This window comes from Algoriphagus persicinus, assembly GCF_035156415.1.
Classification (GTDB): domain Bacteria; phylum Bacteroidota; class Bacteroidia; order Cytophagales; family Cyclobacteriaceae; genus Algoriphagus; species Algoriphagus persicinus.
The window spans coordinates 178,613-191,923 of record NZ_JAYEEY010000002.1 but is presented as its reverse complement, the minus strand read 5'-3'; the positions used below and the strand labels follow the sequence as shown (position 1 = coordinate 191,923).

At 39.8% G+C, this 13,311-nt stretch carries 15 protein-coding genes; 5 read left to right on the top strand and 10 right to left on the bottom strand.

Translation table 11 applies throughout. The features are described from left to right. The first annotated feature begins 186 nt into the window (after positions 1-186). The 4 genes from U3A58_RS02550 (at position 187) to U3A58_RS02535 (ending at position 1,732) form a co-directional block, all read left to right on the top strand. Positions 187-543 carry a response regulator gene (locus tag U3A58_RS02550; protein ID WP_323821815.1) on the top strand — a complete coding sequence of 119 codons (357 nt, stop codon included), beginning with the start codon at positions 187-189 and terminating at the stop codon, positions 541-543. 285 nt (positions 544-828) lie between these two features. Next, positions 829-1,014, top strand: coding sequence for a hypothetical protein (locus tag U3A58_RS02545; protein WP_323821814.1), 186 nt, complete (start codon positions 829-831; stop codon positions 1,012-1,014). Positions 1,015-1,085: 71 nt separating this feature from the next. After that, the gene (locus tag U3A58_RS02540; protein ID WP_283411818.1) at positions 1,086-1,235 is read left to right on the top strand and encodes a hypothetical protein; all 150 of its coding nucleotides are present in this window, start codon (positions 1,086-1,088) and stop codon (positions 1,233-1,235) included. 44 nt (positions 1,236-1,279) lie between these two features. Beyond that, on the top strand, positions 1,280-1,732 hold the full coding sequence (locus tag U3A58_RS02535; RefSeq protein WP_323821813.1) for a DUF6526 family protein: 453 nt from the start codon (positions 1,280-1,282) through the stop codon (positions 1,730-1,732). A gap of 1 nt (position 1,733) precedes the next feature. Here U3A58_RS02535 and U3A58_RS02530 read toward each other — a convergent pair whose 3' ends face one another. The 3 genes from U3A58_RS02530 to U3A58_RS02520 form a co-directional block, all read right to left on the bottom strand. Next, on the bottom strand, positions 1,734-2,837 hold the full coding sequence (locus U3A58_RS02530; protein ID WP_323821812.1) for a glycerate kinase family protein: 1,104 nt from the start codon (positions 2,835-2,837) through the stop codon (positions 1,734-1,736). A gap of 5 nt (positions 2,838-2,842) precedes the next feature. Next, positions 2,843-4,192, bottom strand: a complete 1,350-nt coding sequence (locus U3A58_RS02525; RefSeq protein ID WP_323821811.1) for an alanine/glycine:cation symporter family protein — start codon at positions 4,190-4,192, stop codon at positions 2,843-2,845. Between the two features lie 324 nt (positions 4,193-4,516). Next, positions 4,517-6,115 (bottom strand): family 20 glycosylhydrolase, encoded by a 1,599-nt coding sequence (locus U3A58_RS02520; protein ID WP_323821810.1) that lies wholly within the window; start codon positions 6,113-6,115, stop codon positions 4,517-4,519. 267 nt (positions 6,116-6,382) lie between these two features. Here U3A58_RS02520 and U3A58_RS02515 point away from each other — a divergent pair, with 267 nt between their 5' ends. Then, complete coding sequence (locus tag U3A58_RS02515; RefSeq protein ID WP_323821809.1) at positions 6,383-7,840, top strand: Gfo/Idh/MocA family protein; 1,458 nt, start codon at positions 6,383-6,385, stop codon at positions 7,838-7,840. A gap of 50 nt (positions 7,841-7,890) precedes the next feature. On the opposite strand, the gene U3A58_RS02510 is transcribed toward U3A58_RS02515, so the two are convergent. The 7 genes from U3A58_RS02510 to U3A58_RS02480 all read right to left on the bottom strand — a co-directional run bounded on the left by U3A58_RS02510 (position 7,891) and on the right by U3A58_RS02480 (position 13,225). Further along, positions 7,891-9,516, bottom strand: a complete 1,626-nt coding sequence (locus U3A58_RS02510; protein WP_323821808.1) for an OmpA family protein — start codon at positions 9,514-9,516, stop codon at positions 7,891-7,893. Positions 9,517-9,519: 3 nt separating this feature from the next. Then, positions 9,520-10,491: a deoxyhypusine synthase family protein gene (locus U3A58_RS02505; RefSeq protein WP_323821807.1), complete on the bottom strand. Its 972-nt coding sequence runs from the start codon at positions 10,489-10,491 to the stop codon at positions 9,520-9,522. A gap of 98 nt (positions 10,492-10,589) precedes the next feature. Beyond that, complete coding sequence (locus U3A58_RS02500; RefSeq protein WP_323821806.1) at positions 10,590-11,198, bottom strand: OmpH/Skp family outer membrane protein; 609 nt, start codon at positions 11,196-11,198, stop codon at positions 10,590-10,592. Between the two features lie 89 nt (positions 11,199-11,287). Further along, positions 11,288-11,491, bottom strand: coding sequence for a hypothetical protein (locus U3A58_RS02495; protein WP_323821805.1), 204 nt, complete (start codon positions 11,489-11,491; stop codon positions 11,288-11,290). Between the two features lie 42 nt (positions 11,492-11,533). Next, complete coding sequence (locus U3A58_RS02490) at positions 11,534-11,791, bottom strand: hypothetical protein (RefSeq protein WP_323821804.1); 258 nt, start codon at positions 11,789-11,791, stop codon at positions 11,534-11,536. 127 nt (positions 11,792-11,918) lie between these two features. Then, complete coding sequence (locus tag U3A58_RS02485) at positions 11,919-12,488, bottom strand: hypothetical protein (RefSeq protein WP_323821803.1); 570 nt, start codon at positions 12,486-12,488, stop codon at positions 11,919-11,921. A gap of 371 nt (positions 12,489-12,859) precedes the next feature. Further along, positions 12,860-13,225, bottom strand: coding sequence for a phage holin family protein (locus tag U3A58_RS02480; RefSeq protein ID WP_323821802.1), 366 nt, complete (start codon positions 13,223-13,225; stop codon positions 12,860-12,862). Positions 13,226-13,311: the final 86 nt, after the last annotated feature.

Here is a 13,311-nt window from a genome sequence, read left to right as displayed (position 1 = left end):
CGTGGATTGTGAAGACCTTGCTAGCCTAAAATCCTAATTTTATTCAATTGCCCGAGATATTAGGGTTCTTACTCAAGAAAAATGAATTCTTTTCAGTCTTATTTGGCAAAATATTTGTAAAATATCAATTACCCGTTACTTTTGTAGTAGGTATAATGTATTTCAGCCACATATTTCTGCACTTTAATGCTAACAATTGTCTTAATAGATGACGATCCGATCAGTACTTTTGTCACTGAAAAACTCATTTCCAGGAATGTGAAGGAGCCTTGTCAATTTTATAAGTATCAGAGTGCGAGAGCTGCACTGCTGGAAATTTATTCCATTAAACCCAATTACTTGTTTCTAGATCTCAACATGCCAGAAATGACGGGCTGGGATTTCTTGGATTGCTTTAACACTGATAAAAATGAGGCTCAAATCTACATCCTGAGTAGTTCTGTAGATGAAAGAGACATTCACAAAGCAAGCGGATATAGTGTAGTCAAAGACTACCTGTCTAAACCACTCATAAAAAAGTACATCAAATCAATTTTTAATTGACCCGACTCATGGGTCATTTTTTTTGCTAACGAATCCAAACAAAAATTAATTGAACCCCTTAAAAGCGATTCTAAGAGCGATTCATAACTATCCTTACTGACTTTATTTTACATTTCACATGCCATCCTCGAAATCAGACCTTTTGATCCAAAATGCATAGGTAAACTATTTAAATAGAATACACCAAAAAAGTTGAAAATATATATATCAACAGTATACTGCGAAATGATTTTTTACTTTAATTCGTACCGTTCAACTATTAAAAAAACCCCTATCTAAACTACTATGGAGGATTTTGACGACGATTTCGAAGATGACGACAACTTCAATGATGAGGAAGATTTCGGCAATGATTTTGAAGATGAATATGATCTCGACGAAGAAAATGAATTCGTAGATGATAATATCATGGATTTCGAAGACGATGATGAAGAGGAAGACGAAGATTTCGATGATGACCAGTTTGATTAACTAGATTTCTTTGGTTAATTGGAGTTAAGAATTTATCTTCGGGCAATCTTTAGAAATTCAATAAATTGATCATGATACTACTTGATGTTTTTACCTCTCCACTTGCTGGAGGAGCCCAAACCTTCCTAGTGATTGTATGTGTATTAATCGGTCTTGGAGCCGGAATAACTGCGATCGATACACGAAGCACTTTCACTAAGAAGAAAAAAGCTGATCATTAATCACTTATATCTTACTTAAAAGGAGGCTAACACCTCCTTTTTTTATGTCTTATAAAATGTCAAAAACACAGAATTTCCAAAATCACGCAAAGTATTACCCCTTCCATCATTTTTTCATTTTAACCTTGGTGCTATTTTTCTTGGGATGGACAGTCGCAAGGATTGATTTCAGTTCTTCCCAGGCTATGTCTAATAGCATGTATTTTCTATTACTCGGATTTATTGTCGTATTGATCTCCTATCTCCCTCGAATCTATGCGCTCAAAAATCAGAATAGAATAATAAGGATAGAAATGAGGCAACGCTTTTCCTATCTTACTGGTACTTCTTTTCACGAAAAGGAGAGCCAACTTACTTCAGCTCAATTGATTGCATTGAGGTTTGCGGGAGACGATGAGATCTTAGCCCTAATGGATCAGGCGATCAATGAAAATATAGCTCCAAAAGAAATCAAAAGAAGTATCAAGAACTGGAAGGCCGATTACCACAGAGTCTAATTCAACAGTCCAGAGAAAATTCCAGCTTAAGCAGATTTTCAAGGTTTTGTCTGGACTTTTCTTTAAAATCTGAATTTGCGAAATCAAGATCAGGCAAAGTTAAAATTTCATCGAATTGCTCAACGTCACTTTCGCTTCCTGAAGTGATTAACATTATTTTTTTAGATAAAGTATGGGTCAATTGCATCAACTCATAACAGGCCTTTCCTTCAATGGATTGCTTGTCGTACCTGCCTTCTCCAGTTATTACCCAGTCAGCCCATTTTACCTTATCAGCTAGCTCTACTTGGCCGAAAAAGTAGTTTGATCCAAATTTGATTTCTGTTTCAAAAAAAGCTGATAGCCCCAAAGCAATTCCTCCTGCGGCTCCAAAGCCGGTTTGATCCTCAAAGGTTATTTTTTGCTTTCGAAATATCTGGCCGATTATGGCTTTACAAACAGACTCATAATTATCAAAATCACTCGGGTTGATGCCCTTTTGTGGTCCAAATATCGGAATTGCTCCCTTATCGCCCAAAAAAGTGTTTTTCACATCACAGAGGCATGTAAACCTAACTTTTGGAATTCGTGGGGATTTCTGAATATGTCTGATTTTGGACAGGAAATTAGGGATAAACTGGGTTAACTCTCTTCCATTTTCATCCAAAAAATCTATACCTAAAGCGCCCAGTATACCAATTCCAAGATCTACTGTAGCGCTTCCACCTAGACCTACTACTATTTCTTCAGCTCCTAGCGCTATAGCATCGCATATCAATAGACCTGTGCCAAAGCTAGAGGCGACAAATGGATTCATTACCTCATTTCCTAATAAGGCAATCCCCGAAGCGGCTGAGACGTCTATATAGGCTTTTTTAGCCTGCATATCCCAGCCATAGGCACAAGCAATAGGTCTTCCATAAGGATCAAGAGACCAGATTTGTTTTTTCTCCAAGCCTAACATCTCAGTCAGCAATTCACAAGTCCCATCGCCACCGTCTGCTATGGGCAGCAGCTCAGTCTTGCAGTCAGGGTATCTTCTTTTTATAAAACTTCGAATAATTTCTCCTGCTTCACGAGCGCTCATCGTGCCTTTGAAAGCATTGGGGGAAATCAGGATATTCATATCAATTAGACATTTTTCATTCTTTGAAAATAATCTTTCATAGCAACACGTACTTTAGGAGCTAAGTAGAAAGTGGATATCATCGTAGGAACTGCCATTATCGCATACATTCCATCCACCAAACTTATGACAACATCAAGTGATACTACAGCACCAGCTACAATGGTGATCAAATAGAAATAGTTGTAGTAATCTGCTCTTTTGGCTCCAAATAAGTACCCAAAGCACTTATGACCATAGTATGAATAGGTGAACATCGTGGACAATGCAAAAACCAGTACTGCGATCATCAATAGATATCTACCATAAAAAGGAAGAGCCATATCAAATGCAGCAAGCGTAAGTCTCACCCCATCCTTTTCAGTTGATTCCCACACGCCAGTCAGCATGATCACCAGGGCTGTGAGTGTACAGACTACTATAGTGTCAATAAATGGCCCCAGCATCGCTATTAGGCCTTCCCGAATAGGCTCATTATTTTTGGACGCTCCATGAACCATCGGGGCAGTCCCTATTCCTGCTTCATTAGAAAATGCTGCCCTCCTCGCCCCTACGATAATCACAGCTCCTACTGCGCCTCCTGCCACAGCTTCACCAGTGAATGCATCTGTAACAATTTTCAATAACATATCGGGTACATCTCCGATGTATTTGTACACGATAATGATGACCGTAACAAAATAAAGTCCTACCATGAAAGGGACCATTTTTGACGCTACTGCTGCAATTCTCCTAATTCCTCCGAGAATAACGATAGCCACAAGTACCATCATGGTGATCCCTATTATCCATCTTGTCTTATCTCCCTCATCTAATCCGGCTGGTTCTAAAATTACAGTCCTAAGTACAGCGGTTAATTGATTTGCTTGGAAAATCGCCAGCAAACCTAGAATACCTGCTCCACAAAAAATAACAGAAAGGAATTTCCATTTCTTGCCCATGCCCTCCTCGATGACATACATCGGACCACCTTGAATCTGACCTTCGGAATCTTTTCCTCTATACATGATGGCAAGGCTACAGGTATAAAATTTGGTAGCCATTCCAACAAAGGCCGAAACCCACATCCAGAAAATAGCCCCTGGCCCCCCCATGTTAATAGCAATTGCAACTCCACTAATATTCCCAAGGCCGACAGTAGCCGCAATTGCGGCTGATAAGGCCTGAAATGAGGTGATCTGCCCAGGAGCAAAGCTATCGTCATACTTCCCTCTCAGTAGTCCTATTGCATGCCCTATCTTACGAAATGGGACAAAGCCAGAATGCACCAACAATACCATTCCTCCTCCCATTAAAATGACAAGCATTGGGGTTCCCCAGATCCAGTTAGCAAAGGAAATAATGTATTCGCCCATTAATATTTTCGAGTTAAGGCAATCAAATTACGTGATTGTATGATTTTAAACCCGGATCATGTATTAGGTTTCGTAATGAGGCATGTAATTGCAAGAAAATCAGGCTGTTTGGAGACTGAGGCATAGCACCGCTATGGTGAAGTCGAAAACAGTAACTTAGTGGCTGATTTTGAAGGAATTAAAGACCGCAATAGAATTGCTAATGCATAATGCGCGTTATATTAACAACCATATTAGGTTCATTTTAATGAATTTCAAAGAATATCATTTCCTAAGCAGCAAAAAACCCGGTGGATACCGGGTCTACTAATTCTTCTGTATTGTTTACCAATTTACCTTTGGAGATCTATAGAATCCTATTCCATTGATATCCCATCGTTTACCTTGCTGAGCAATTCTCTTTTGGAAATCCTCCCAATTTCGCCTCTCATTGGATGACCAAGCTACTTCAGCAAGTGCTGCTAATCGAGGGAAAGCCATGTACTCAATATCTGCACGATTAGTAATTGTTTCAGTCCATAGAGGTGCTTCAACTCCCAAAATATCTGATTTGTTAATTCCGTCTGCATAGGTTGCCGGATCCCAATTATAAGAGTCATCCAGTTCTATATAAGCCGCCCAATGAAGGCCAAGTCTAGAAGTAGAGTCATATTGCATGTCGAGATAGGCACGTTTAGCTGGTGACATAAGGATTTGATTGCCTTGTTCTGTAGCTAGCTTTGCATTTTCTTCCAATGCCCAAAATTGAGCAACTGTACCAGGTAATAAATTAGCAGTTGCTATTTCATCCCAACCAATGCTCTTTTTACCATACTTGGCGACAATTTCCTGAACTCGTTCTACAAAATAGATGTAATCATCTTTTTCTGTGACATGGGACTCATCCCCTCCAATGTGGATATATGGGCCAGGTGTAAGGTCAACCAGCTCTCTTATCACATCTTCTACGAAAGTATAAGTAATTTCCTTGTTGGTAGCGAATGTGCTAAAGCCGACTTCTATTCCAGTGTAAATCTCTGCTGGCTCAGGTGTCCCGTCAAGAATGTCAAAATCAATTTTACCTTCCCTCATGGTAGCAAAGTCACCATCCGGCAAATTCACACCTGGATTCAATTCCGCGTATGCGGCCAGAGCGGCGTTTGTGTGACCTGGCATATCTATTTCAGGCACTACGGTTATAAATCTATCAGCAGCGTATTGAACAATCTCAGTATAATCTGCTTGGGTAAAAAAACCACCTTCAGTTCCTCCTACTTCAGTTTTTCCACCTATTTCAGTCAATTTGGGCCAAGATTTAATTTCAATTCTCCAACCCTGATCATCTGATAAGTGCAAGTGTAAATAGTTGAATTTCAAACTTCCCATCTGATCGATGTAGTGTTTCACATCCTCTAAACTGATGAAATGTCTCGCCACATCCAGCATGGCTCCTCGATAAGCAAACTCCGGCTCATCTTCTATCTTACCATTCCCAATTATCCAATCCCTATCTACTTTAGTAGTATTTTCAATTTCCACAGGTAATGTCTTGATCAGTGTCTGTGTACCATAGTATAGACCTGCTTCAGAAGTTGATGAAATTTTCACTTGATCACTTGTGATTTCAATACTATATTTTTCAGAAGAAAGGCCAGCAGTCAATTCCAAAACCAAATCTCCACTGTCGTTGGATACCGGTATTTCAAACCCTGTAGCTGGTCGTAATTTATCCGCTAGGAAACCGGCAACTCTTGATAAATCTTCACTATTCCCACTCAATTTAATGGAAGAACTTGAGGTCAATTCATAAACTCCAGATTGGGATGAAATAGAGCTTGGTATTGGGATAATTCCAGCATCCTCCAGCTTGGCTGAATTTGGTACTTGGCAAGAACTAATAGAAAATATGGCAAGTGTTGCCAATGTCCATAAGATATGTTTCATAAAATAAAGGTTTGAGTAAACTTAATCTATTTTTTCTAATAAGACCTTTTGTACTAATTGATTTTATAGAAAAACAAGTAAACTCGCTTTTAGTGAAAATAAAGAGGGGATTACCGCAAGAATTTATATGAATGGGCTCCATATTGTGACTTGTTTTTGATAATTTCAGATTCAACATAGGCAGAAGTTCACTGAGTCTGAAGATAGGCTGATTCAATAAACTGCTAAAAATTACCACTAAGCCTCTTTAACATATCTATTAATCAAATGAAAAGTAATAACTCAGGTTCTGGGAGTTCCCGGAGAAAATTTCTTAAAGGCTCAGCATTAGCTGCAGCAGGATTTTACATTGTACCAAGAAATGTCTTAGGTGGACCAGGCTTTATAGCTCCAAGTGATAAACTTAGGGTGGCAAGTATTGGCGTCGGAGGAATGGGGGGAAGTGACGTGCGCGGTCTGACACGAACAGAAAAAGTCGATTTTATTGCCTTGTGCGATGTGGACGATACTCGGGCCAAAGCGAGTAGAGAATTGCACCCGAAAGCTAAATATTACACGGATTACAGAGAGATGCTGGATGAGGAGGGAAAGAACATTGATGCAGTCACTGTCTCAACTCCCGATCACACCCATGCTGTAGCTGCGATGGCTGCAATGAAGATGGGTAAGCATGTCTATGTGCAGAAGCCTCTTGCCCACGATATCTATGAGGCAAGAATGCTGACGGAAGCAGCAGAAAAATATAAAGTGGTCACCCAAATGGGTAACCAAGGTTCTTCGGGTGATGGCGTTCGTAAAATGGTAGAATGGTATGAAGCTGGGCTAATTGGTGAGGCTACCAAAGTCTATTCCTGGACTGATCGACCAGTCTGGCCTCAAGGAATCCAGTGGCCAATTGAGCCTGTGACTCCACCTGCTGATTTGGACTGGAATCTATGGTTAGGTACTGCTCCCTATAAAGACTATGTAGGCAACCTTGTACCATTTAATTGGAGAGGTTGGTGGGATTATGGCACTGGAGCGCTTGGCGATATGGCATGTCACATCATGGAGCCTCCCTTCCGAGTTCTTGGCCTTGGTTATCCAAAATCTGCCGAATGCTCGGTAGGATCTGTGTATGTAGGAGAGTTCCAAAGAGGCTATTTCCCTGAAAGTTGCCCTCCCTCCTCTCATATTACATTGCGATTTGATAGACCGGGTAAAGAAGATCTTGAATTCCACTGGATGGATGGTGGGATTCAGCCAAATAGACCAGAGGAATTGGCACCAAATGAGCAAATGGGTGACGGTGGAAACGGGGTCATCATCGAGGGAACCAAGGGTAAAATGATGTGCTCTACTTATGGCATCAACCCTCAACTACTTCCAACTTCAAAAACCAAAGACATCAATGTACCGGAGACACTATATAGAGTGCCAGGCGGAGATTCTGGTCACTATAATAACTGGGTAGAAGCTTGTATTGCAGGGCATGGTTCTGAAGCGTACAGAAATTTGAGTTCTCCTTTCTCAATCGCTGGCCCATTGACAGAATCCGTGCTGATGGGTAATCTAGCTATCAGAAGCTATGATTATCGGAATCCTAAATCTAATAATGCGAATCAGTTTGATTACCCAGGAAGAGGAATCCAACTCTTATGGGATGGACCAAATATGAAGGTCACCAATTTCGAGCCTGCCAATCAATTTGTGAAGCGGGATTATAGAGGAGACTTCTCTCTTTAACAAATAAAAAACGGCTTTGAAAAAAAAAATCAAAGCCGTTTTTTATTTATTTATTTCTCCACCTCCAGCTCTACTCTCCTGTTTTTTGACCGACCAACTTCTGTAGCATTGGAAGCAAATGGTCGCGTGCCACCCCATCCCGAGATTCTCAAGCTTTCAAATGGAACTCCTTGCTCGATTAAGAAATCTCTTACACTTCCTGCTCTTTCCAAAGACAGTGCCTTATTCAAGCCCGGATCACCAGCACTGTCGGTGTGACCATGGATTCTAAGCTTCATCTCAGGATTTTGCATAAGGAATTCGGCCAATTCCGCCAAAGACGCCTTAGTCTCCTCTCCTTCCAATTCCGCAGTTCCCCTTTTGAAACTTACATTATCCAATAGTACTATGCTACCGGATTCTGCTTTTGTCATCAGTATTACTGTCGGTTCACCAGTTTTTACTTCACTCAGCAAAACTGACCTTGGAAAATAACCTTCAGATTTCACTTTTATTTCTTTCACTTGTACACTTGCCAATTCAGACAATGTAAGTGAATCAGTTGCAGTTTTGGAAATTGTTTTCTCACCTGCTTTCCAACTGATAGTGAAAGGAACCAAAGTTTTATTTTTAGCATCTACCACAAACCAAGAAATAGGGTTTTCTACCCTTTCGGATACTTGCTCAGTCACTTTTACTTCAGGCAAACCAACTGAAGATGATGGGTAAATTGGTACAATTGATATGACTTTAGGCGCTGATGGATTTACATTCGTAGCTAAAGACTCAGGTGCTGCTGCAATGAACTCCTCAGGAATCTCCAATGGAACTACAGTTTCGAAAGTCAATAAATCTGCGAAGCCATCACTATTCTGGGTACTTGTCCACACTGCTTCCTCGTCATTGATAAAAGTGACTGAAACTTCGGATCCAGGGGAACTCACTTGTTCCCAAATTACGGGCTTACTCCAGGTATTCCAACCTTCTCCCGTTCGCTTAGCAATGAAAATATCTTTTCCTTCTGCACCTTCATGCATATTGGATGAGAAATACAATTTCCCAGATTTAGAATCATAAAAAGGACTCATCTCTTGCCCCATTGTATTGACTGCCGAACCAATATTTACAGGTTTAGTCCACTCAATCGGACCAATTTTCTCACTTACATAGATATCTTCATTTCCTTTGGAATCTTTTCCTTCTCCTGAAAGAAAAATCACTTTACCTCCAGATGCCACACGCCCGCTAACTTGGCCAGTAAGTCCATCCAATCCCTCCATAGCTACCTGACGAAGAAAATTCCAATCAGTACCAAATTTGGAGTACTGATATATTCCGAATCGCTGCCCACCGGTGTGATACACCAAAAGCGTAAGAAAATCCTCTAGTCCAAGTGAAAAATCATATCCATCTGTGCTGAGATCCGCTCGATGTACTGCTTCCAGCCATTCTCCAGAATCAGACTTTTTTGTCATCCAGATATCGCCAGGATCTGATATTCCGCCGACATTATTGGGGTGAAAAGCGCGGGTAAAAAGTAAGGCGTTATCTCCTATCCAAACAGGATTCATGTCGTCCTGAGGACTGTTTGCGCCTGAAAGTGACACCACTTTTTGAGCTTGAAGATTAATTGAAAAACAAAAAGCAAGTAGCATTAGGCCACTTGCTTTGTGAAATACGTTTTTGAATTTTATCATAATTTATTGATCCAGCACAATGGCAAATACCAAAGGTGCTACGATCGTTGCATCAGATTCGATGATAAATTTCGGAGTATTGATCCCTAATTTACCCCAAGTGATTTTCTCATTTGGTACAGCTCCAGAATACGAACCGTAGGAAGTGGTCGAATCAGAGATCTGGCAGAAATAGCCCCAAAGAGGCACATTTTCCCTTTGTAAATCCTGATGCAACATCGGCACCACACATATAGGGAAGTCTCCTGCAATTCCCCCGCCAATCTGGAAAAATCCGATAGTACTTTCATCCGTAGCTGTGTTTGTGTACCATTCTGCGAGGTACATCATGTACTCAATTCCGCTACGAACAGTGTGCACATTCTTCACATCACCCGAAATAACGTGACCTGCAAACATATTTCCCAAAGTAGAATCTTCCCATCCCGGCACTATGATTGGAATGTTCTTTTTAGCAGCTTCCAATAACCAACTATCCTTTGGATCAATTTGATATGAATCTTCCAACTTGCCTGAAAGCAGTATTTTATAGAAAAACTCATGAGGAAAAAATGCTTCGCCGGCTTGATCTGCCTTTACCCATTCTTCCAAAATCACATGCTCAATTCTTCGCATCGCTTCCATTTCTGGAATACAAGTGTCGGTCACACGATTCATGTGTCGCTCTACCAAATCCTGCTCTTGTGCTGGAGTAAGCTCGCGGTAGTTTGGAATTCTCTCATAATAATCATGTGCAACCAAATTGAACACATCCTCTTCCAAATTGGCTCCGGTACAGGTGATTATTTGGATTTTGTCCTGACGGATCATCTCCGCAAGAGAAATACCTAGCTCTGCAGTGGACATAGCGCCCGCAAGGGTGACCATCATCTTGCCACCATGATCCAAATGGCTCTTATAACCTTCAGCTGCATCGATCAAGGCAGCTGCATTGAAATGCCTGTAATTGTGCTTTAAAAATTCAGTGATTTTCATTCTATAAATTTTCGTTAGAGGGTCAAAAATACCCAAATTTTCCCCACAAAAAAACCCAGGCTTTGCTGGGTTTCAATTTTTCGAGTACGGGTTTTATCCTATTTTGCAGTGTCTGCCGGAGCAGCTGTATAGGCTTTGTTTAATCCTTCGATTACTGACTCAGTAAGGTCTAATGCATCATTTCCGTACCATACTGCTCCTCCTCTGGTGTAGCTCAATATCATAGTAAGCTCATTGTTTTCAGCATAGGTTTTAAGGTATTTCTGCACCCTATCGTAAACTTCGCTGTAAAGAGCAGCCTCATCGGCTGATAATTCTTGCATCAAATTATCACGATAAGTCATTAGGTTTTGCTCCTTTTTAGCTAACTCTTCCTGTTTGGCTCTCTGCTGGTTTACAGTCATGTTTCCGCCAGTTTGTTGGAAAGTTTGAACTTCTTGCTGAAAACCGCTAGCTCTTCCTTGAAGGTCTCCTTCAAATTTCTTGCCTTTTGCCGTTAGCTCTTCAGACTTGGACTTGAAGTAATCATACTTATTGATCACGCTATCTGTGTAAACAAAAGCAATATTCAAATCACCTTGTTTAACTTCTTTCGAAGCATTTTTTTCAGTTGTAGTAGAAGTTCCAGCCGTATCGCAGCCGTACAAAAGCATTGCAGCAAGGCTCAATGCACCGATTAGTTTTAATCCTCTTTTCACTTTGTTCATGTTATTGATTACAAGGGCGCAAATATAAAGAAAGTATTGATTTTACAAGAATTGACTTACAATCTATGGATAAATTTGACAATTTTCATTTAGAAATATAGCTCTTGAGCCAATCTATAAACTTGGGTATGTGCTTCTACAATTTGTGATGTTTTGGAAGAATAGCCCCTTCCCATATAGCACATGATGGGCGATTTGAGTGATTTAGCAAGATTTAAAACAATAGCATCACGGCTTTTTACTCCCGCTATACTCATCGCCAACCTTCCCAAGGTTATCACTTTCCAATACATCTACTCCTGATTGGTATAGTATAAAATCAGGTGTAAAATTTTCTAAAATAATTTCAAGTTGGGATTGAATAATCCCAAGATCAAATCATCTGTAGTGCTGTCTGCTATGGCACAATCCAAATCAGAGACGTCCTTGCGCATAGGGTAATTCTTCTTTCCATACATGCTGAACGTAAATACATCAGGATTTTTAGCGAAAATACGTGCAGTGCCATTGCCTTTCCTCCAGTTTCTCTGGCACGAAGAAATTCTCTGGTTCAACAATTCCTTCGTGAAGCAATTGGCCTGGTAGCAATTCATATTTCACAATAGGAAATCTATGACCTTCTGGCAACTAATAACTATATATAGGTGAAAAGGCAATTTTTAACATAAAAAAACGCTCGTGGTTAGTGAGCGCAGTCAGGGTATTCTAATTCCAATAAATTCAATCCTCAATATCTTCTTCTTCTTCTTCCGATTGAAATGCATACATGGTGTCGTCGAGCTTCAACGTGTCATCATTAAACTCCCTAACAAAGTTAGAAATTACGACCTCATCAATATGATCTATATTCAATGCAGCGTCTACACCGATTCCATAGTCATGGTGAGTATCTACATCAACGAATTCCTGCACTTTCACGCTTTCATCTTCCTCTATTTCCATAATGATCTCGGTGATGAACCAACCTATCTCTTCCTCCTCACTGGTTAATGGCTTCAAATTTCCATTTTCATCTTCTTCATAAGATATGCCATTGAAGTTCGGGAATTTCCGAGCTGCCTTATGCTCAGCAAGTTCGTACACTTCACTTGCATGATGCAATCTCAGCGTATATAGTGCAGCATCGTAAATGACTTCTTTACCTTGATACATTCCAATAAAATAGAAATTCACAAACTCCCCAGAGTTTTCTTCGTCGGGAATGATTTTAAACGGTTTTTGGAGCTTCCCTAACTCTTCCTTCAGCTCTTCAATGCGCGTAGGATCAAAACCTGGATTTGTAATTGACATGGGTCAAAATTTTAAAGAAGATAAACTTTTAAATAATTAGCAATCCAATAGTACTAAATCACATAGTAATATAACATCAAAATCTAATCGAATTTTATCAAAACCACAAAGTCTAATAAAGAAATTGCTATAAAATTGAGTAATTCTAAGGGATATGAGGTTCTGATATGGAAGTAGTAATGCGTAGTAATCTACTGAATTATAGCAATAAAGGCCAAATAGCACCTTTTTAAGGGTTAATCAACAGGCCATGTGAAGCCACAAAAGAACGGCTAAAAAAAATTAACTCAATTATTATATTTTTCAGTGCAAGAACCCCAGGATTAATTCTAATCTTACTCCTGATTATCAATCAGTTAAAAGCAAATCTATCAATCAGATTGATTCAAGTTGTTTCCAAAAAGTGAATTGATCACACTAAGTAAAATCGCGAACAAAATTGCCCACCAAAAACTATCAACCTGAAAACCAGGTATGATCCGATCTGCCAACATAATCATCAATGCATTGATGACCAGCAAAAATAGCCCAAGAGTCAGCACTGTTATAGGCAAAGTCAATATTATCAACAAGGGCTTTAGTGTAATATTGATCAGAATGATAACTGCTGCCAGTATAAATCCTGTCACAATGGTATCTATATGAATTCCCGTCAAAAAGAATTCTGCGATCAGTACCGCTATCCCTCCTAAAAGAATTTTAACTAAAAAACTAAATGATCTGTTCGTGTTTTCCATAAAAATAAAAATACAAAACCAGGTTAACAATTCTCAAAAACTGATAAATATCATCTCTTAAAATGGAATGGAACAGACTTGAAATT